Origin of the sequence: Kordia sp. SMS9 (genome assembly GCF_003352465.1) — a bacterium.
GTDB lineage: Bacteria > Bacteroidota > Bacteroidia > Flavobacteriales > Flavobacteriaceae > Kordia.
This window is the reverse complement of record NZ_CP031153.1, coordinates 314097-334378: the sequence shown is the minus strand read 5'-3', so window position 1 is coordinate 334378 and position 20282 is coordinate 314097. Positions and strand designations below refer to the sequence as shown.

Genomic DNA, 20282 nt, shown 5'->3' with positions numbered 1-20282 from the left:
TGAGAATGCAGAGAAAGCTCAAAATTGCACATGCGTGTACATAGAAGTGTACTATGCCATTTCTGGAGGCGGAATCAATATTTCAATGCTGTATGACATGTCTGACGGATGTACATAAAAGTGAGAATTGTACAACGACAGGTCCATACTTGCAAGCATGAAATGGATAGAATTGTGGGTTACTTTTTCGTCTTTTTCAGAAGTGTCTTCGAATTCCTTTTCAGAATCGTCGTCAAAATCGTAATCAACTAGCTCATACGATGCATCCGCAAAAAGCGTATATGTTTTAATAATTGGCTGTAAAAACAAAGCGCAAAGCACAAGCAAAAAGGAAAATTGCCTGATGAAACTAACTATGTATTTGCGCGTGTTGTGCATGTCAATTAATAACTTTAAAAACTAAATCTGTATAAAATTTTACAATGGAATCTTTTCCTTGCTTTACATCGGTTAGCGATGGCAAATGTTTGGAAAAATACCGTTGCTGATGTGCACCTTCAATTACTGTTGAAATGAGCATATTTGGATATTCAAAAGTTGGATTGATGTCTGTCACCATATTACTTACGCGTTGTACCACACGTTTGTACACTTTGTAATATCCTTTCTCGTTCTCGGTATCAATATCTTTGGTATGATACGCTTTTGAGGACTCAGCAATGATAATCCTATTCAAAATTATTTCGTCAATATAAGAAAATGAATTATCAACATCAACTTTACGTGTTAAAATTTCTACAGCAGCATTCAATTTGTCTTTTCCAGAAGGAATATTGTTGGTAGCAAACACTAATTTGTACTCAACCCAACTCCAATACCAGCAAATCAAATAGACCAAAAGCATGTGTTTGCTTTCAAAATAACGGTAAATGGAACTTTCGTTAGAACCAATTGATTGTCCAAGCTTTTTAAACGTAAACGCTTCAAAACCGAGTTCATCAATCATTTCAATACTTCGCGACACAATCTTTTTTCCCAACGCAGAAGACTCAGGATTTTTTGTGTATAATTCTTGGCTGATAACGATATGTACTTGTAAATTTTCCATACTAGTTTCACAAATATAATAGTATTACTATTAAAAACTAAAAGTTTAACTGTTTTTTTTGAAAAAAGGAAAATTGTTACTAAATCAAATCTTTAAAATAAGTGGTAATAAATTGAAAATCAGTTTTATGAAAAACACAGTAAAGTCATTATTTCTTGAGAAATATACGTACTTTTGTAGCCTAAATTTACAGCAGAAATCTATAAATGTCTATGGCACACAAAGCAGGATTTGTCAATATCATTGGAAACCCGAATGTTGGAAAATCAACCTTAATGAACGCATTTGTTGGTGAAAAACTATCCATCATCACCTCAAAAGCACAAACGACACGTCACCGAATCTTAGGAATTGTAAACGGGGAAGATTTCCAAGTGATTTTATCAGATACTCCAGGCATTATAAAACCTGCATACGAATTGCAATCGTCCATGATGGATTTTGTAAAATCTGCCTTTGAAGATGCTGATGTGCTAATTTATATGGTAGAAATTGGTGAAAAAAGCTTAAAAGATGAAGCGTTTTTTAAAAAAATTGTCAATAGTGAAATTCCTGTATTATTATTGTTGAATAAAATTGACAAGTCTTCGCAAGAAGAATTAGAAGAACAAATGGAAGTATGGCGCGAAAAAGTGCCAACCGCAGAAATTTATCCGATTTCCGCTTTAGAAAACTTCAATGTACCACAAGTATTCTCAAGAATTATTGAATTGCTTCCGATGTCGCCAGCGTTTTATCCAAAAGATCAATTGACTGACAAACCAGAGCGTTTCTTTGTCAACGAAACCATTCGCGAGAAAATCTTAGTCAACTACAAAAAAGAAATTCCATACGCGGTTGAAGTAGAAACCGAAGAATTCTTTGAAGAAGAAGACATCATTCGCATTCGTTCAGTCATCATGGTTGAACGCGAAACGCAAAAAGGAATCATCATCGGGCACAAAGGAAGCGCCATCAAAACCGTGGGAATTCAAGCGCGAAAGGACTTGGAAAAATTCTTCGGGAAGCAAATTCACATCGAACTCTACGTAAAAGTCAACAAAAACTGGCGAAGCAATGCAAAGCAGTTAAAGCGTTTTGGGTATAATAATAAGTAGTTGTTGGTTGCTGGATAAAGTATTTTTATATTTTGAGTTTTTCATTTTACATTTCTGCTTCGATTGTTGTGTGTTGCTAGTTCTTAGTTGCAGTTTTTGAATATTTTCTTGGCTTTTATTTTAAATATTGAATTGTTCTTTGCAACTTCTCAATACTCAATACTCAATACTCAATACTCAATACTCAATACTCAATACTCAATACTCAATACTCAATACTATTTCAATAAAAGGGTTTCCTTCAAAAAACCATACAACGCCAACATTTCTGGTTTTCCCGTAGCTTTTCCCCAGCGCCCACCAAAATACAACACAAACCATATCATGACCATGAAAAACATCAGCGCGACTTGTATCGCATACGAATTCCCTAAAGTGGCATTTGTGTACGCCCACACACCAAATCCGATAAACAAACACGCGACCAAAAAGTGCAGAAACATAAAAAACGTCCAAACGGTCGGACTCGGTCCAAACAATCCGTGAAGTAAACAGGAATGTGCATCAATCTCATCTACTTCTACATGCAATTGTGGCGACCAAAAATGTTGCTTTGCTTTTGGAATGCGGATAAACACATGCTGATCAACCCGAGAAACGACAAACGCTTTTTGACTATTTTTCGTAGCTTCCAAACGATCTAATACAGTTTCAGATGCTTCTGAAAGCTCTAGTTGAAACCGCGGCCGCAATACAATTTCTTCTCCTAAACTCATGACAGACGTTTTGATGATTTTAAAAATACTGCATTCCATCAAAATAAAATCTGATAAATGTCATACAGTCCATAATTAGACTAAAAAACATAAACTCCAAAGACTTACTTCATTTTACTTTTTAATCACCAACATAAAATATACCTTTGCAGGCACAAAAAGAACGAAATGATACCAATTCTGCTTTAAAATGCGACTTTAGAAGCGAAGTTGCTTTGGTGTCATAAAACGCTGTGAATAATTTGCATAGCCGTAGCTATGGAAATTATTCGCAAGGCATTAAGATGCCAAATGAACGAGTTTATATGTTGTATTTTAAAGTAAAATTGGTATGAGTAATATAGTAGCCATCGTAGGACGTCCAAATGTAGGGAAATCAACGTTGTTTAATCGTATGATTAAACGTAGAGAAGCGATTGTTGATTCCGTAAGTGGTGTCACCCGAGATCGCCATTACGGGAAATCAGATTGGAACGGAAAAGAATTTTCGCTCATTGACACGGGCGGATATGTAGTAGGAAGCGACGATATTTTTGAACAAGAAATTGACAAGCAAGTAGAATTGGCAATTGATGAAGCAGACGCGATTCTTTTTGTAGTAGATGTAGAAACGGGCGTCACAGGAATGGACGAAGAAGTAGCAAACTTGCTTCGCAGAGTCAACAAACCTGTATTACTTGTGGTAAATAAAGTAGATGCCGCAAATCGGTTGCACGATGCTACAGAATTCTATTCGTTAGGTTTGGGTGAATACTATCCAATTGCCAGCATCAACGGAAGTGGAACAGGCGAACTGTTAGACGCACTCGTAGAAGCTTTGCCAGATGTAGCAGAAGTAGAAGAAGAAAACTTGCCGCGTTTTGCCGTGGTCGGAAGACCAAATGCTGGAAAATCATCTTTAATCAATGCCTTAATTGGAGAAGATCGGTACATTGTTACTGACATCGCAGGAACTACGCGTGATGCTATTGATACCAAATACAATCGTTTTGGGTTTGAATTCAACTTGGTAGATACTGCCGGAATTCGCCGAAAAGCAAAAGTAAAAGAAGACTTAGAATTTTACTCTGTCATGCGTTCTATTCGCGCTATTGAACACAGTGATGTATGTTTACTTGTTGTAGATGCGACAAGAGGATTTGACTCACAAGTGCAAAATATTTTCTGGTTAGCGGAAAAAAACCACAAAGGAATTGTCATTTTGGTGAACAAGTGGGATTTGGTCGAAAAAAACACCTCAACCGTAAAAGAATTTGAAAAACACATTCGCCAACAAATTGAACCGTTTACAGACGTACCGATCGTATTTATTTCTGTATTGACAAAACAACGTATTTTCAAAGCGATTGAAACTGCGGTACAAGTTTATAAAAATCGCGCTAAAAGAATTGCTACAAGCAAGCTCAACGATGTCATGTTGCCGATTATAGAACATACACCGCCGCCAGCGTACAAAGGAAAATACATCAAAATTAAATTCTGTACACAATTGCCAACACAGTATCCTCAATTTGCATTTTTTGCTAATTTACCACAATACATTCGCGATCCATACCGACGTTTTGTAGAAAACAAACTCAGAGAACAATTTGACTTTACAGGCGTTCCAGTTCAGATCTACTTTAGAAAAAAATAACATGTCACCCAAAGGAATTCTCATTGCGTTTTTAGTAGTAAGTCTATTATTGATTGGAATAATGTTTTTGGTAGTAGATGGAAGAAACAACACGGTTTTAGAAAAAAGTCCGATCACGAAAACTTCCACACCAAAAGAAGCAATCGAAACGCTTGAACGTGAAAATTCTCAAGAAGCTACAAAACCAAAGGAGGATTCAAAATTAGATGCTTTTGGTACTATGAGAACGATCAATCTAAACGAAGATTACAATGTGAAACAACGTTTAGACTCGCTCAAATCAGTCATACAATCAAAAGAATTTACGGAACTAAAGAAATTCAGTGAACTTTCTGAAAAACTCATCACACAAATACAAGACATACAACAAACACTATTTCCTGGCGGACTTGACAAACATGATATCGGAGAATCTCCTGAAATACAGGAAAACAACGCGGTTTTCTTTACACAAAAAAATAACTATACAGAAACAGCAACACAATTCTTAGCAAAATTAGATGCTTTTGAAAATGCCATTCGTATGCTAAAACAAAAGTATTCACAACTTCAAAACGTACAAGCGGAAGTTCGGGAAGCCTATACAGGCGGGCAAAACTGGCTGGATTATAATTTTAAAGATTTTCCTGCGATTGCTTCGTATGCAAAATTAAAACTACTTGAAGACGCTATAAAAACAAAACAAAAAGAGGTACTAATGGCTGTGTTAAGAAATGAGTAATTTTTAAACATAAAAAAATGGCTCACAAAACTTCATTCCGAAAACAACTCACACTATTCGTCAATACGTTTGAAGCGATACCAATAGAAAACATTCGTGCAGAATTCAACCCGAAACAATACGGATTAATTCCTGCACATGTAACGCTTTGCCGCGAAGACGAAATTGAACCAATTGCAACAACAATCAAGCGTTTGCAAACTGTTTTCATAGAAAAACCACTTCGAATAGAATTTGAAAAAGTACAACGATTTGCCAATGGAAAAGGTGTATTCATGCCCTGTTCAGAAAACTATTCTGAATTTATAGCATTGCGAAAAGCTGTTTTAGGGCAATCGGAACTAAAAAAAGCGCAAATTCCACACATTACGTTGATGCATCCGCGAAATGCTACCTGTACAGATGCCACATTTGCAGCAATACAAAATAGGCAATTGCCAAGATTACTCACATTTACCAAAATCAGTCTCATTGCACAAAAAAATGGCGGTAAGTGGCACGTTTTAAATGAGTTTGAAATCGTGAAGTAATTTTATAAGTTTGTAAACGCTTTTAATTTTAAGAAATCTCTCCTCTGTTTTAAGATTATTTTAATAATAAATGAAGAATTTTTCTGTTTGTTTGTTATTAAAACCGATCATCAATCAAAACAAACCATGAATAAACCATTTATTACCGCGTTGATAGTGCTGTGCAGTTTACTATCAACAAATCTATTTGCACAAGAATTTGAAATCAAAGGAAGCGTTGTAGATAAGACTGATAAAACTCCTTTAGAATCTGCAACCGTCTATTTACAAACACTCAAAGATTCTACATTAATTACGTACACCATTAGTGACAGAAATGGAAAATTTGAATTGGCAGGACGCACGAAACAAAAAGAAGCCAATCTCTTTATCACCTATACAGGATTTAAACTGTATCAACAAAAAATTACCTTAGACAAATCCGTGATCATGTTGCCGCAAATCGGAATGGAATTAGCTTCAGACGAATTAGATGCAGTGCAATTAGTCGCGGTGAGAGCGCCGATTACAGTCAAAAAAGATACCTTAGAATTTAATGCAGATTCCTTCAAAACACGACCAGATGCTACGGTGGAAGATCTCATCAAACAATTGCCAGGCGTTGAGGTGGATAGTGACGGAAAAATAAGAGTCAATGGAAAAGAAGTCAACAAAATCTTAGTCAATGGAAAACCATTTTTCGGAGACGATCCTAACATCGCTACGAAAAACTTAACGAAAGAAATTGTTGATAAAATTCAAGTAACAACTACTAAAAGTGAAGCGGAAGAATTTACAGGAAAAAAAGGAACTGGAGAAGAACAAACCATCAATATAGAACTCAAAGAAGATCAAAACAAAGGATTCTTTGGGCGAGCCACCGTGAGTGGCGGAACGGACGAACGGTACGCCATTAGTGGAATTGGTAACTATTTTAACGACAAACAACGCGTCAGTGTGCTTGCCAGTAAAAACAATATCAACAGTTCTGGATTTAGTTTTGACGAAATCTATGATATGATGGGAAGCACTGCGAACAGTATTTCTAGAAATAGTAATGGTCAATTTTCCATAAACGGTCAAAGTTTTGGCGGCGGAGAAGGAATTACCACCACAACCAACGGCGGAATGAGTTTTGTAGACGAATACAAAGACAAAACGGAAGTCGTAGCTGATTATTTCTATTCGCGAGCCGATTCGGAAAATGAAAGTAGAGTTAACCGTGAAAACATTCTGCCAGACGGACGTTTCTTCACCAATTCGTCAAGTACATTTTTAAATAGAAATGACAATCACAGAGCCAATGCAGAATTGCAATTTGAAATTGATTCTACCTTTAAGATTATTGTGCGACCAAACTATCAATTTACAGAAGGAGAAAACTTTTCTTCACGAACGGAAGAATCACTTGATGAAGATGGCAACTTAATAAACACAGGAGTTTCACAAGATTTGACGGAATCGGAACGTAGAAACTTTAGGGGCGATATTGACATCATTAAGAAATTTGGAAGCAAAGGTGCATTTTTACGTGTAGGAACCAATGGAAACTTTATCAACAATACTTCTGAAAATTTCCTAAACACAACCAACGAAATATTTGGCACCACACCTTTCGTGGAAACCAGAGACCAATTGACGGATACCGAATCCAAACAAAACAACATTTCCGCAGATATTGAATATCGAATTCCACTCAAAGAAAAGCTGTTTTTAGATATTGAATATCGCTATTCCAACAGACGCGAACGCAATGATAGACGCGTCTTTGATTTTGACAATACGACCAACGAATATGACGATTTCAACGAAAGTTTAAGCTCTGACTTAGAAGTAAACTTCCAAACGCATTTGCCAAGAATCGGCATCAATTATGAAACCGAAAAACTATACCTAAGTTTCAACACAGGATTGTTCTTTTCAGAACTAGAAAACGAAGAATTCATTCAAAATACATCGTTTCGTTCTACATTTTCAGATATCAACATCAATAGTTATATGAACTATCGCATCAAGCAGGGAATGAGTATTTACTTTAACTACAACACGCGAACGCAAGCGCCAAGTGCGCAGCAATTACAACCTGTGGCAAATGTGAGTAATCCGCTAAACATTACGGTGGGGAATCCAAACTTGAACCGAGAATTTAGTCACAACATGTATGCAAACTTTAACAACTACGATTTTAAAACGCGATCAGGTTTCTTCTTTTATCTTTCGGCAGGTTTTACCAACGATCAAGTAGTTCCAGTATCGGTTACGGATGAAAATAGAATTCGAACAACAACGTATACAAACGTAGACGGAATTGTGAGAACCAATGGTGGCGGATCATTCAGTAAAACGGTAAAAAAAGACAGTACATCGCTGCGTTATAGCATTGGAATGTACGGAAACTATAATAAAAATTTCAATTTTAGCAACGGCGTCAAGTTCTCTACAACGCGAAGTGGATTTACACCGAACATACGATTAAATTACAACTACAAAGAGCTACTAGAAATAGAGCCGCAATACAGCGTAAGATTTAACACGACACGTTACAGCTTGGATAACTTAGAAAACGAAACGTTTCAAGCGCATACAGTAGGATTAAAAACTACCACGTTTTGGCCTAAAAAAGTAGTCTTTGGGAACGATTTACGCTATACCTATCAAACCAATGTAGCCCCAGGATTTGAGCGAAGTTCCTTATTTTGGAACATGAGTTTAGGACTCAAAATATTAAACGATAAAGGCACGATCAAGTTGACAGCGTATGACATTTTGGATCAAAACATAAACACACGAAGAACCGTAACTGCCGATTTCATTCAAGATTCACAAAGTACCGTGCTACAACGCTATTTCATGCTAGGATTTACATACAAACTCAGTAAAGTAGGTGGAAAGAAAAATAACTTTGAAGTATTTTAATCTGCACAAAAACATACAAAAAAGCTTCTCAAAATTTGTAGAAGCTTTTTTTATACGCGTAATTTTGTATTTTGAGCATACTATTGTAACGAATGCTTGTAAAACACCGTCAAACAGAAAAATTGTGTATGAAAAACATCTTAAAATTACTTAGTTGCCTTATCGTTTGGTCAAGTTCGATAACAGTTTTTGGTCAAAAAGAACAGCTAAAAACGGAAACAGACTTCATGCAATGCTTTTATCAAGCACTGCCAGATCAAGGTGAAGAATTTAAAAATATTCTTAACAAAGCTGAGCAAAAACTCATTGATTTAAACTATCTAAAAGACGGAAGTGGCGAAAGTTATGTGGCGCTCTATCAGAATATAAAAAACATGTTCAATACCGATCTTCAAGACTTGGGTGTTGTCCAATATATGATGAAAGTATCTAATAAAATCAAGGTTTTGCAGAGTGAAAATTGTATGAAAGCTGTATTTGCATCGGACATTTACAAAACGTCAAAGCTTTCAAAAATGATGGCAATAATGATAGCATTAGAGCAAGAAGAAGGCGAACAGCAAAATCCCACTGAAAAGCTATTGGAAATTTTAGATCCCGCAGATTTTACACATGATTATTACAAAATGACCACATTTACCATGATTGAATCCATGAACATACCACATCATGATGACAGTCTTGAATCCTCAGCGCACAAAACTGAAAATCCGTTATCGGAAGAAGAGCAAAAATATGCCTTAAAAATAGTAGTACTTTCAAAAGACTATGTAGTTGTGAATGACGAAAAAATAGCATTCAATGAATTGCGAATGAAAGTTGTCAATCATCTAAAAAATAATACATCAAAAAGTATATTTTTAGTCCAAACAGAACACTTGGTGAATGATACGCTCTTCACAGAGGTTCACAATCAAATAACAGCAGGAGCCAATATGGTACGAAATCACATGGCAAAGAAAAAATATAAACGTCCATTCAACGAATTATCAGAAAAACAACAAGAAGAATTTATAAACATGTATCCGTTAAACGTAAAAGACATAGTTACACATGAATAAAATAACGAAATCAATACTCTGTGCTTTTGTGGTATTCATATCATTTCAAGCAGTCGCACAAAACAAATTTGAACAAGAAACTGCGTATATGAACTGTATGTACAGTTTATTTGACGACAATGGCGACGAATTAAAATCACTCATCAAAAAAGCAGAACAAAGCTTATTAGCTGCGGAAGTATTGTCAGGTACTAGAGGTGAAAGTTACCTAGTATTATACAAAAACATCCGCACAGCAATTGACGGCAGAGTTGCCAGCTTCGGAATCAGTGATTATGTGATCAAGTCACTTTTGGAAAGTAAAAACGCTAAAAAATATTCCGCGTGTATGAAGACCATGATGACGAGCGAAAATTTTAAAGACTCAAAACTTAGCAAAATTGTTGCGATGTCCACTTCTGGGAACAATCCAAAAATTACCGAAATCACAGGTAAAATGCTAGAAATCTTTACTGCAGAAGATTTCAATCATGATTTTTACAAATACCTAACATTTTCATTGATAGATAAGTACAACGCAGCGAATCAAAAGTAATTACAAAATTCAACAAATCATCGTGTAAGCGCGCGCAATAAGGATGAAGAAAAAACTACTCAAAATCAGCATTATATTGCTAATTCTCATCGGAATTGCAGGCTACATTCTTACCATTCATGTAGCGCCGTACGCCATCATTCAACCACAAAAAATAAATCTAGCCATTACACCAAAACTACTTGGTTTACAAAGTGAAAAATTAACCATTACAACAAAAGATAGCATTTCCTTAAAAGGCTATTGGATTCAGTCTGAAACGGAAAATACCAATGGAATCATGATTCTTATTCACGGCATTGGCGGTTGTAAAGAACACTTTTTAAACCTTGCGGGAAACTTAGCAAATCACGGAATTGCTTCGGTCGTTTTTGACGGAAGAGCGCATGGCGAAAGTGGCGGAAAATATTGCAGCTATGGTTTCCATGAAAAAAAAGATATAGCAGCCATTGTAGATGAAATCAAAAAGCGAAATCCTTTACTAAAAGTTGGAATTTGGGGAAACTCGCTCGGTGGTGCCATTGCCATTCAAGCCTTAGAATTTGACAAACGTATCGAATTTGGCATCATAGAAAGCACGTTCGCAGAATTAGATCAAATTGTATACGATTACAAAAAAAAGATGTTAGGCGGCTTCGGATTGCGCTTCATCTCGGACGCAGCGTTGCAAGAAGCTGGAAACCTTGCGAATTTCAATCCAGATGCTGTAAAACCGATTCGTTCTGTGCAAAACATCCAACAACCAATATTATTTGCGCACGGCGATCAAGATGAAAATATTCACTATACGTATGGAGAAAAACTCTTCAAAAATACTGCTTCTGCGGAAAAGAAATTTGTCTTGGTTCAAGGTGCAGGACACTTCAACGTAGGAGAAAAAGGTGGAAGCGAATACCAAAAAAAGTGGTTGGATTTCATTCAAAAACAATTATAAAAAATGTTAGTGTTACAACTACAACGTTGTAGTTGTTAAATATGTCATATCGAGATAAAATTCACTAAAAAAATACGTATTTTTAAAAGAATATATATTTTGGTATGATGCGTGCTTTTTCAAAAAATATCCTTTGTTTATTGTTGTTTACAACAACAGCAATACTGTATGCGCAAACGCCACCAACCATTACAGCAGATGGCGATCAAAAATATTGTGGAGACGCACCAATGCCAATTGCATTCAACGTATCCATCACCGATCCTGATCCTGCAGATACAAGCTTGCCAGTCGTGTATATTCAAATTGCTGAAGGATATAGCGAGGGAGAAGATCAACTGAGTTTAACAGGAATACATCCAAATATCACTGCTTTTTGGACGCCTGCATTGGGACGTTTAGCACTCGTTGGACCTGCAACTTTTGCCGAATATGAAGCTGCAATTGAAGCGGTTGTATTTGAAACCACACAAGTCAACTTCACAGAAGATAAATTTTTCTCAATTAACTTAGGCGATGCAAACTATTTGCCTTCCACAGGACACTATTACTTTTATGTGCAAAACACAGGAGTTACATGGACGCAAGCACGCAATATTGCGGCAACACAAACCTACTTTGGACTGCAAGGATATTTGGCAACCTTAACCACGGAAGAAGAAGCAGATTTAGCAGGATCGCAGAGTTTAGGAACTGGCTGGATTGGCGCCACAGATATTGATCAAGAAGGAACTTGGCAATGGGTAACAGGACCTGAAGCAGGCACTGTTTTTTGGATTGGAGAAGTGGGCGGATTTCCTCAAAATGGATTATATACTTTTTGGAATACAGGTGAACCCAATAATTTTGGAGGCGAACACTATGCACACATTACCGATCCAAGTATTGGAATATTAGGTTCCTGGAACGATTTGCCAAATACAGGTTCAACCGATATAACGAGTCCATATCATCCGCAAGGCTATATTGTTGAATTTGGCGGAATGCCTGGAGATCCAGATGTCAATTTATCGGCAAGTACGCGCATTGAAACGCCAAAATCAACACTTACCGGAAGCGGAAGTTGTGGAGCAGCCGAGTTAACTTTAACTGTAGAAACCAATACAGACACGGTACTTTGGTACGAATCTCAAACCGCAATAACCCCAATTCATACAGGAACAAGTTATACAGTTACCCTCACAGAAACCACTACATTTTGGATACTTCCTGCATTTACAGGTTGTACAGCTGGTGCTAGAATCCCTATTACAGGAACTATTTTTGGCTTGCCAGACACGGAAGATATCTCCATTGTACAATGCGGCTCTACAAGTGGCGAAACTATTTTTAATCTATTTGAATACAATCAAGAAGTGGCTGCGGGTGTCTTGGCAAATCGGCAAGTGCGATATTATACAGATGCAGGTTTCACAGATGAAATCGCGACAAGCGCATATACCAATACTTCCAATCCACAAATTGTGTATGCGAGAGTCATAGATTTAATTTCTGGATGCCAAAATACTGCGGAAGTTACCTTAGAAGTAAGTTCAAATGCAGTCAATAATGCTATGATAAGTGAATGTGATACGAATGAAGAACTTGGACTCACACAATTTGACCTATCTCAAGCTGAAACACAACTTCTCAACGGATTGCCTACAGATATTACGATTGCTTATTATGAAACGCTGGAGGATGCATTATTATTATCCAATCCGTTAGGAAATCAATTTACAAATACCACACCAAATTCACAGACGATTTACGCGCGTTTGGAACAAAATGGAGCTTGTTATGGAATTGGAGAAGTAGTACTGAATGTTATAAATCTACCTCAAGTAGCAACAGAAGAAATAGCGTATTACTGTTTAAACTTTTCACCGCAATTAATTACACTCTACAGCGGAATAAATGGCAATTTTAGCAATTATACATTTCTTTGGTCCACGGGAGAAACCACACCAGAAATTCAAGTGAACGAACTCGGAACGTATACTGTGGAAGTGACACAAATTGGTGGTTGCACCAAAACAAAAACTATTTTGGTACAACCATCAGATATTGCAACTATTGCAAACATTCAAATTGATGATATTTCAGATACTAATGTTGTTACAGTTTTAGTTTCAGGAGAAGGCGAATACACGTATGCATTAAACAATCCGAATGGTGTCTATCAAGAATCAAATGTCTTTCAAAATGTTCCTGCTGGATTTCATACAGTATACATAAAAGACATCAAAAATAATTGTGGAACAGTCTCAGAAGAAATTGCTGTGATTGGCTATCCACGATTCTTTACACCAAACAACGATGGAGTGAATGATACATGGCAACTCAAAGGAATTTCAAGCATATTTCAAGCCAATACAAAAGTTTACATTTATGATCGTTACGGAAAATTTTTACGAGTTTTAATCAATTCCGAAGACGCTTGGAACGGAACCATCAACGGCACCAGAATGCCTTCAAGCGATTATTGGTTTTCCGTACAACTACAAGACGGTCGCAGCTTTACAGGGCATTTTACGTTGAAACGGTAAGTTTTTAACTCGTTATTTTGTCATTCCTGCGAAGGCAGAATCTGTTGGATGCGCGCTATGCGTTTTCAGATGTTAGATCGCTTTTCTTTAGTTTTTAGAATTGAGAATTGAGAAGTTTCAAAGCTTACTCTGATACGTCATTGCGAAAGTTTTGCAAAAACTTGTGGCAATCTGTTTCTCGTATGTATTTCAGTCGTTTGATTACCTATAATATTTTTAGTTTCCAAGTACTTCTCGATACTAAATTTCTTCGAAATTTCATTCGAAGTGACGTTTTAGGCTTAAAGTTTATGCGTTTATAAGTTTAACGGTTTAGTGTTAGAACTAATTCAAAATTCAGCATGTAACATTAAAAAAAACGATCTAATTTGCGCAGCAAATCTAAGCTAGTCTAAAAGTGATAACTAGTCTAAGAAGTCTAAATCAAATATCTAAACAAAGGTAGCGAAGTTTATCATGGTGGCAGAGCCTGCGATAGCTGAATCTGCATGGTAGCTGAGCCTATATGGTAGCTGAGCTTGTCGAAGCTACCAACTTCCACCAGCACCACCACCGCTAAATCCGCCGCCGCCGAAGCCGCCACCAAATCCACCGCCACCGCCGCTTCCGCTGCCAAAGGAGCCTTTTCCAAGGTTACTCAAAATAATAATATCGAGTAAGTCATTTCCAGTAGTTCGTCTTCTGCCACCGCGATTATTACCGCCACCGTTACGTTTATTATTTCCTAAAATAGAAACTAGGACTATAAAAAATACAATTAAAAAGAAAATAACACTAAAATGCGTTCCTTCTGAAGATCTTCGCCGCTCGCCTGTAAATTCACCGGCTAGGACTTCAAAAATACTATCAACACCAGCGTTTAATCCGCCGTAATAATCACCGCGTTTAAAGTATGGTATGATCCGATTTCGGGTTATTTGTCCCACAATTCCTGCGGTTAATTCATTTTCTGCACCGTAGCCAGGAGAAATCCAAATTTTATGTTCTTTCTTAGCCAAAAGGATCACCACTCCGTTATCTTTTCCATCTTGTCCAACGCCCCATTTTTGTCCCCATTCTGGCGTAAGCATGCCAATACTTTCTCCTTTCAAGCTTTCAATAACTACTATGATAATTTGTGTAGAAGTCGTATCCGAATACTTTATGAGTTTATTTTCAAGTGCTGCTTTTTCTTGGCTTGCAAGCAAATTAGCATAGTCGTATACAGCATCAGGATTGGCTTTTGTGGGTTTGGGCGGAATGTCATATTGACCATACGAAAGGTTCAAAAATAGCAGTCCCATCAAACAGAAAAAGTAGCGTAAATAGTTGCTATGTAGTGTTGGTTGCATCAGCCTTTAGAAATTTCGTTGGAGAGTTCATTTTCAGTATCCACATCCCAAGGAAAATGTGCTTGCAATTCTTTCCCAGCTTCCAATATTCCTTGAATCATTCCTTGCGCAAAATTTCCATGTTGAAATTGTTCGCGCATGGCATCGCGTGTACTGTCCCAAAAATCTTTTGGAACTACATTGTTAATGCCTTCATCGCCATAGATTACAAATTTTCGATCGCGAACGGCGACATAAATCAGCACGCCATTTCGAAGTTTGGTATTGTCCATTTTCAGTAGATGAAATACTTCCAGTGCACGATCAAAAGGATCAATATCTGCATGATCTTCGATGTGGATTCTGATTTCTCCAGAAGTATTTCGTTCTGCCGTTCGGATGGCAGCAATGATTTCTTGTTCTTCCTCAGCGGAAAGGAAATCTTCTACTTTAGACATAATATGTTTTCAAATTAGTTTCGTTATTTATTAAAATCAAATTCAACATCTGGCGCATCTTCAGAACCTGGTGCTGATTTAAATCGTGCCATGTCATCAAATCCAAAAAGACCTGCGAAAACATTGTTTGGAAACAGTTTAATGGTTTTGTTGAAATTGTTTACTGCGGTATTAAAACGGTTTCTTGACGTACGAACTGAGTTTTCCGTGCTTGCCAGTTCGTCTTGTAACTTTAAGAAATTTTGATTGGCTTTTAAATCAGGATAGCGTTCTACCGTTACTAAAAGTCGCGATAAAGCACCTGATAAACCATCTTGTGCTTGTTGAAACTTCGCCATGTTTTCAGGCGTTAAATCATCTACATTAATTTGTGTTGAAGTCGCTTTGGCTCGTGCGTTAATCACAGCTTCTAACGTGGATTTTTCAAAATCGGCAGCACCTTTTACAGTGTTTACTAAATTTTTTATGAGATCACTTCTTCGTTGATATTCACTTTCAACATTGGACCAAGCGGTTTTTGCATCTTCGCTTTTAACGACCATTCCGTTGTATTTGGTGTACGAGAAAATAATAATCACTACAAGAACGACTGTAATGATAATCGATTTTTTATTCATAATTATTCGGGTTTATCTAATTGTTTGTATTGAGTTAGGTGTATGTGTTACAGATTGTCTTTAATTTTTACAAGCTCTGCTCGTATATGTTGTAATTTACGAATAATCTCAAAATTGGAAAGTGTTTTTTTCTTTTCTTCTTTCAAATGAACTTTGGCACCTTCTAGCGTAAAGCCACGCTCTTTGACCAAATGATAGATAAGTTCAATGTGTTTGATGTCTTCTGGTGTAAACTTGCGATTTCCTTTGGCGTTTTTTTTCGGTTGAATTTCATCAAATTCTTTCTCCCAAAAACGAATCAAAGAAGCGTTGACACCAAAAGCGTTGGCTACTTCGCCAATGCTGTAATATAATTTATCGGGTAAATCAATATGCATTAGTCAAGCGATTGATTCTGCTTTGCAGCGTTTTTCAGTAATTCTTCAAATTCTTTGGCAGTTAAATTTCCGTAGTAGAAATTAATCGGATTTATTTTATCGCCATTTTTTCGAATTTCATAGTGCAAATGCGGTGCTTGCGATCGTCCTGTGCTTCCCACAAAACCAATCAAGTCGCCACGTTTTACTTTTTTTCCTTTGCGAACATTGTATTTACTCAAATGCGCGTACAACGAAACATATCCATAACCGTGATCAATACGAATGTGCTTTCCAAAACCAGAAGCCGAATTATCGGCACGTACTACAACACCATCACCAGAAGCATATACAGGAGTTCCTCTTGGCGCAGTAAAATCCATTCCCCAGTGCATTTTACGTACTTTGGTAAACGGATCGCTTCGAAAACCATATCCAGAAGCCATACGCGTTAAATCTTCATTATTAACTGGTTGTATTGCAGGAATAGAGGCTAAAAATTTCTCTTTATCTTCGGCGAGTTTTGCAATTTCATCCAATGACTTGGAATGTACAATCATGCGTTTTTGTAGCTTTTCAAATTCTCGTGTGGTAGTCACTAACAAATCTGCATTTTCATAATTGTATAACGCTTCATACCGATTGACACCACCAAAACCAGCTTTGCGTTGCTCTTCCGGAATTGGATTGGCTTCAAAATACAAGCGATAAATATTATTGTCGCGTTCCTCTAAATTTTCTAACACAGCTTGCGCTTGGGTCATTTTTTTATTCAACAATTTATATTGCAATTGCAATTGTGCTATTTCACGTTTCAAGACCTTTTCTTTCGGTGTTTCTAGTGCCGTATTAAAGATCAATGTGACGAATAAAAAAGAACACAAAAGCACCGCAGCAAAGAACAAAAGAATGAAACCAATTTTGCGCCCGCGCTTGGATTCAATCTTCCGATATGACAATGTTTCTGAATCGTAATAGTATTTTACCTTACTCATTTCTTAAATTATTCTATTTTTGTACAGCTTTTCGTGAAAAATATAACAAGAGAAGCTCATAAAACGAACAAATATAGTCATAGTTTTACAGTTTTTAGAAAGATTACAAAAGCTTATGATAATTTTAATAGTCTAAATGGACAATTTTAAACATAGATAATTTACAAATCCAACGCATGAAATCTCAAGATATAAGAGCGAAGTTTTTAGAGTTTTTTAGGTCTAAAACACATCAAATTGTGCCGTCTGCACCAATGGTTATGAAAAATGATCCAACGTTGATGTTTATTAACTCTGGAATGGCACCTTTTAAAGAATATTTCTTAGGAAATGGAACGCCAAAAAACAATCGTATTGCTGATACTCAAAAATGTTTGCGCGTCAGCGGAAAGCACAATGATTTGGAAGAAGTAGGATACGATACCTATCATCACACCATGTTTGAAATGTTAGGAAATTGGAGTTTTGGCGATTATTTTAAGAAAGAAGCTATCGCTTGGGCGTGGGAATTGTTGACCGAAGTGTACGGTATAGACAAAGATATTTTATATGTAACCGTATTTGAAGGAAGCGATGAAGATAGTTTGAAACTCGATCAAGAAGCATACGATTTGTGGAAAGAAATTATTCCCGAAGAACGTATTTTGATGGGAAATAAAGCAGATAACTTCTGGGAAATGGGAAGTCAAGGACCGTGTGGACCTTGTTCTGAAATTCACGTCGATATTCGTTCCGCAGAAGAAAAAGCGAAAGTTCCAGGTGCGCAATTGGTCAATATGGACCATCCGCAAGTAGTAGAAATATGGAACTTGGTGTTCATGCAATACAATCGTAAAGCAGATAAATCGTTAGAAAAATTGCCTGCGCAACACGTAGACACTGGAATGGGTTTTGAGCGTTTGTGTATGGTGTTACAAAATGTAACATCGAACTATGATACAGATGTTTTTACACCAATTATTCGAGAAATTGAAACCATCACACATACGGAATACGGAAACGATGAAAAAGTGGATGTCGCGATTCGCGTCATTGCCGATCATGTGCGTGCAGTGTCTTTCTCTATTGCAGATGGACAATTGCCAAGTAACAATACGGCAGGATATGTAATTCGTAGAATTCTGCGTAGAGCCGTGCGTTACGGATTTACATTCTTACACAAAAAAGAACCATTCATCTATCGCCTTGTAGAAGTTTTAGACAAAAAAATGGGGAACGCGTTTCCTGAATTGAAAGAGCAAAAACAACTCATTCAAAATGTAATCAAAGAAGAAGAAGCTTCGTTTTTGCGTACACTAGATCAAGGTTTGGTGTTGTTGGATCGTGTCATGAAAAATGTTAAAGGCACAGAAGTTTCAGGGAAGAAAGTATTCGAATTAAAAGATACGTATGGTTTTCCAGAAGATTTAACCAAGTTGATTCTGAAAGAAAATGACTTGACTTACAATCATGATGAATTCAACAAACTTCTTGAAGAACAAAAAGGAAAAGGACGTGAAGCAACTGCAATTCAAACGGACGACTGGGTTACGATTATTGAAGATGAAGACGAAGAATTTGTAGGCTACGACACGCTAGAAGTGGATGTAAAACTAGTAAAGTATCGTAAAATAGAGACCAAAAAAGAAGGTATTCAGTATCAATTGGTATTCAATTTGACTCCTTTTTATCCAGAAGGCGGAGGACAAGTAGGCGATAAAGGCTATTTGCAAACACAGGATAATGATATTGTATACATCATCGATACCAAAAAAGAAAACAACCTAATTGTTCATATTGCCAAAACATTGCCTAAAAAACTCGAAGCGACATTTAAAGCTGTGGTAGACGAGAAACAACGCAATCGTACGGCGGCAAATCACACGGCGACACACTTATTACATCAAGCATTGCGCGAAGTATTGGGAACGCATGTAGAACAAAAAGGCTCGGCAGTACATTCAAAATACTTGCGTTTCGATTTCTCACATTTTTCCAAAATGACCAAAGAAGAATTGCGAGATGTTGAAAGCTTCGTAAATGCACGAATTGAAGGGAAATTGCCGTTAATTGAAAAACGAAATCAACCGTTGGCAGCTGCAAAAGCAGAAGGTGCCATTGGTTTGTTTGGTGAAAAATATGGCGACACCGTTCGTTCCATACGTTTTGGACAATCTATAGAATTGTGCGGCGGAACACATGTAGAAAACACGGCTGATATTTGGCATTTTAAAATCAAATCGGAAGGTGCTGTTGCTGCAGGAATTCGAAGAATTGAAGGAATTACGTATGATGCGACGAAAGAATTTTATTTTGAAAATAACAGAGCGTATTACGAAATCAAAGATGCGTTAAACAACCCGAAAGATGCGGTAAAAGCAGTTGCTGACTTGAAAGATGAAAATGCAAAACTGAAAAAACAGATTGAAAGTTTACTCAAAGACAAAGCGAAAAACTTAAAAACCGATCTGAAAAATGAATTGGAAGACATCAACGGCGTGCAGTTTTTAGCGAAAAAAGTAGATTTAGATCAAAACGGAATCAAAAATCTAGCATTTGAGTTGGGCGGTGAACTAAAAAACCTATTTTTATTCTTCGCAACCGCAACAGAAAACAAAGTAATGTTGACGTGTTATATTTCGAAAGAATTGGTCGCAGCTCGCGGTTATGATGCAGGAAAAGTAGTGCGTGAACTTGGAAAGCTCATTCACGGCGGCGGCGGCGGACAAGCCTTTTTTGCAACTGCTGGAGGGAAAAATCCTGGCGGAATTCCAAAGGCCATCGAACGCGTTCGTGAATATGTAAAATAAAATCAATTCATAAAAAATTGAATTATAATTATAAACAATTAAATAGTAACATTATA

The 20282-nt window shown here is 36.9% G+C and carries 18 protein-coding genes; 10 read left to right on the top strand and 8 right to left on the bottom strand.

Annotated elements, in window-relative coordinates:
- Positions 1–51: 51 nt before the first annotated feature.
- Both KORDIASMS9_RS01515 and KORDIASMS9_RS01510 read right to left on the bottom strand, forming a co-directional pair.
- Positions 52–327, bottom strand: coding sequence for a hypothetical protein (locus KORDIASMS9_RS01515; RefSeq protein ID WP_162819714.1), 276 nt, complete (start codon positions 325–327; stop codon positions 52–54).
- A gap of 52 nt (positions 328–379) precedes the next feature.
- Positions 380–1048, bottom strand: a complete 669-nt coding sequence (locus KORDIASMS9_RS01510; RefSeq protein ID WP_114901148.1) for a TetR/AcrR family transcriptional regulator — start codon at positions 1046–1048, stop codon at positions 380–382.
- 212 nt (positions 1049–1260) lie between these two features.
- On the opposite strand from KORDIASMS9_RS01510, the gene era reads away from it, so the two are divergent.
- Entirely contained in the window at positions 1261–2145 is an 885-nt protein-coding gene (era, locus tag KORDIASMS9_RS01505; protein ID WP_114901147.1) for a GTPase Era, read from the top strand.
- A gap of 218 nt (positions 2146–2363) precedes the next feature.
- On the opposite strand, the gene KORDIASMS9_RS01500 is transcribed toward era, so the two are convergent.
- Complete coding sequence (locus KORDIASMS9_RS01500; RefSeq protein ID WP_114905114.1) at positions 2364–2861, bottom strand: GTP-binding protein; 498 nt, start codon at positions 2859–2861, stop codon at positions 2364–2366.
- A 331-nt stretch (positions 2862–3192) separates the two neighbouring features.
- Between KORDIASMS9_RS01500 and der the strand changes: the two genes are divergently transcribed.
- The 8 genes from der to KORDIASMS9_RS01455 all read left to right on the top strand — a co-directional run bounded on the left by der (position 3193) and on the right by KORDIASMS9_RS01455 (position 13701).
- Positions 3193–4497 (top strand): ribosome biogenesis GTPase Der, encoded by a 1305-nt coding sequence (gene der, locus KORDIASMS9_RS01495; protein ID WP_114901146.1) that lies wholly within the window; start codon positions 3193–3195, stop codon positions 4495–4497.
- 1 nt (position 4498) lies between these two features.
- Complete coding sequence (locus KORDIASMS9_RS01490; RefSeq protein WP_114901145.1) at positions 4499–5218, top strand: hypothetical protein; 720 nt, start codon at positions 4499–4501, stop codon at positions 5216–5218.
- 17 nt (positions 5219–5235) lie between these two features.
- A complete protein-coding gene (locus KORDIASMS9_RS01485; RefSeq protein ID WP_114901144.1) occupies positions 5236–5748 on the top strand; it encodes a 2'-5' RNA ligase family protein in 513 nt (170 codons plus the stop codon).
- A 126-nt stretch (positions 5749–5874) separates the two neighbouring features.
- Complete coding sequence (locus tag KORDIASMS9_RS01480) at positions 5875–8643, top strand: outer membrane beta-barrel protein (protein WP_114905113.1); 2769 nt, start codon at positions 5875–5877, stop codon at positions 8641–8643.
- A 128-nt stretch (positions 8644–8771) separates the two neighbouring features.
- The gene (locus tag KORDIASMS9_RS01470) at positions 8772–9704 is read left to right on the top strand and encodes a hypothetical protein (protein ID WP_114901142.1); all 933 of its coding nucleotides are present in this window, start codon (positions 8772–8774) and stop codon (positions 9702–9704) included.
- On the top strand, positions 9697–10239 hold the full coding sequence (locus KORDIASMS9_RS01465; RefSeq protein ID WP_114901141.1) for a hypothetical protein: 543 nt from the start codon (positions 9697–9699) through the stop codon (positions 10237–10239). Before KORDIASMS9_RS01470 ends, KORDIASMS9_RS01465 begins: the two co-directional genes overlap by 8 nt.
- A gap of 43 nt (positions 10240–10282) precedes the next feature.
- Positions 10283–11173: an alpha/beta hydrolase gene (locus KORDIASMS9_RS01460; RefSeq protein ID WP_114901140.1), complete on the top strand. Its 891-nt coding sequence runs from the start codon at positions 10283–10285 to the stop codon at positions 11171–11173.
- Between the two features lie 104 nt (positions 11174–11277).
- The gene (locus KORDIASMS9_RS01455) at positions 11278–13701 is read left to right on the top strand and encodes a T9SS type B sorting domain-containing protein (RefSeq protein WP_240321111.1); all 2424 of its coding nucleotides are present in this window, start codon (positions 11278–11280) and stop codon (positions 13699–13701) included.
- Positions 13702–14228: 527 nt separating this feature from the next.
- Here KORDIASMS9_RS01455 and KORDIASMS9_RS01450 read toward each other — a convergent pair.
- The 5 genes from KORDIASMS9_RS01450 to KORDIASMS9_RS01430 are packed head-to-tail and all read right to left on the bottom strand — an operon-like array spanning position 14229 to position 17437.
- The gene (locus tag KORDIASMS9_RS01450; protein WP_114901139.1) at positions 14229–15032 is read right to left on the bottom strand and encodes a YgcG family protein; all 804 of its coding nucleotides are present in this window, start codon (positions 15030–15032) and stop codon (positions 14229–14231) included.
- On the bottom strand, positions 15032–15469 hold the full coding sequence (locus tag KORDIASMS9_RS01445) for a TPM domain-containing protein (protein ID WP_114901138.1): 438 nt from the start codon (positions 15467–15469) through the stop codon (positions 15032–15034). Before KORDIASMS9_RS01445 ends, KORDIASMS9_RS01450 begins: the two co-directional genes overlap by 1 nt.
- Positions 15470–15492: 23 nt before the next feature.
- Positions 15493–16086, bottom strand: coding sequence for a LemA family protein (locus KORDIASMS9_RS01440; RefSeq protein ID WP_114901137.1), 594 nt, complete (start codon positions 16084–16086; stop codon positions 15493–15495).
- Positions 16087–16133: 47 nt separating this feature from the next.
- Positions 16134–16463 (bottom strand): MerR family transcriptional regulator, encoded by a 330-nt coding sequence (locus tag KORDIASMS9_RS01435; protein ID WP_114901136.1) that lies wholly within the window; start codon positions 16461–16463, stop codon positions 16134–16136.
- Positions 16463–17437 (bottom strand): M23 family metallopeptidase, encoded by a 975-nt coding sequence (locus KORDIASMS9_RS01430; protein ID WP_114901135.1) that lies wholly within the window; start codon positions 17435–17437, stop codon positions 16463–16465. The genes KORDIASMS9_RS01435 and KORDIASMS9_RS01430 overlap by 1 nt, the downstream gene beginning before the upstream one ends.
- Before the next feature lie 176 nt (positions 17438–17613).
- On the opposite strand from KORDIASMS9_RS01430, the gene alaS reads away from it, so the two are divergent.
- Entirely contained in the window at positions 17614–20226 is a 2613-nt protein-coding gene (alaS, locus tag KORDIASMS9_RS01425; RefSeq protein WP_114901134.1) for an alanine--tRNA ligase, read from the top strand.
- Positions 20227–20282 lie beyond the last annotated feature (56 nt).

What these genes read in the sequence shown, in the direction of transcription:
- KORDIASMS9_RS01510 (WP_114901148.1), bottom strand. Translation starts at nt 1,048, where the DNA reads ATGGAAAATTTACAAGTACATATCGTTATCAGCCAAGAATTATACACA.
- era (WP_114901147.1), top strand. Translation starts at nt 1,261, where the DNA reads ATGGCACACAAAGCAGGATTTGTCAATATCATTGGAAACCCGAATGTT.
- KORDIASMS9_RS01500 (WP_114905114.1), bottom strand. Translation starts at nt 2,861, where the DNA reads ATGAGTTTAGGAGAAGAAATTGTATTGCGGCCGCGGTTTCAACTAGAG.
- der (WP_114901146.1), top strand. Translation starts at nt 3,193, where the DNA reads ATGAGTAATATAGTAGCCATCGTAGGACGTCCAAATGTAGGGAAATCA.
- KORDIASMS9_RS01490 (WP_114901145.1), top strand. Translation starts at nt 4,499, where the DNA reads ATGTCACCCAAAGGAATTCTCATTGCGTTTTTAGTAGTAAGTCTATTA.
- KORDIASMS9_RS01485 (WP_114901144.1), top strand. Translation starts at nt 5,236, where the DNA reads ATGGCTCACAAAACTTCATTCCGAAAACAACTCACACTATTCGTCAAT.
- KORDIASMS9_RS01480 (WP_114905113.1), top strand. Translation starts at nt 5,875, where the DNA reads ATGAATAAACCATTTATTACCGCGTTGATAGTGCTGTGCAGTTTACTA.
- KORDIASMS9_RS01470 (WP_114901142.1), top strand. Translation starts at nt 8,772, where the DNA reads ATGAAAAACATCTTAAAATTACTTAGTTGCCTTATCGTTTGGTCAAGT.
- KORDIASMS9_RS01465 (WP_114901141.1), top strand. Translation starts at nt 9,697, where the DNA reads ATGAATAAAATAACGAAATCAATACTCTGTGCTTTTGTGGTATTCATA.
- KORDIASMS9_RS01460 (WP_114901140.1), top strand. Translation starts at nt 10,283, where the DNA reads ATGAAGAAAAAACTACTCAAAATCAGCATTATATTGCTAATTCTCATC.
- KORDIASMS9_RS01455 (WP_240321111.1), top strand. Translation starts at nt 11,278, where the DNA reads ATGATGCGTGCTTTTTCAAAAAATATCCTTTGTTTATTGTTGTTTACA.
- KORDIASMS9_RS01450 (WP_114901139.1), bottom strand. Translation starts at nt 15,032, where the DNA reads ATGCAACCAACACTACATAGCAACTATTTACGCTACTTTTTCTGTTTG.
- KORDIASMS9_RS01445 (WP_114901138.1), bottom strand. Translation starts at nt 15,469, where the DNA reads ATGTCTAAAGTAGAAGATTTCCTTTCCGCTGAGGAAGAACAAGAAATC.
- KORDIASMS9_RS01440 (WP_114901137.1), bottom strand. Translation starts at nt 16,086, where the DNA reads ATGAATAAAAAATCGATTATCATTACAGTCGTTCTTGTAGTGATTATT.
- KORDIASMS9_RS01435 (WP_114901136.1), bottom strand. Translation starts at nt 16,463, where the DNA reads ATGCATATTGATTTACCCGATAAATTATATTACAGCATTGGCGAAGTA.
- KORDIASMS9_RS01430 (WP_114901135.1), bottom strand. Translation starts at nt 17,437, where the DNA reads ATGAGTAAGGTAAAATACTATTACGATTCAGAAACATTGTCATATCGG.
- alaS (WP_114901134.1), top strand. Translation starts at nt 17,614, where the DNA reads ATGAAATCTCAAGATATAAGAGCGAAGTTTTTAGAGTTTTTTAGGTCT.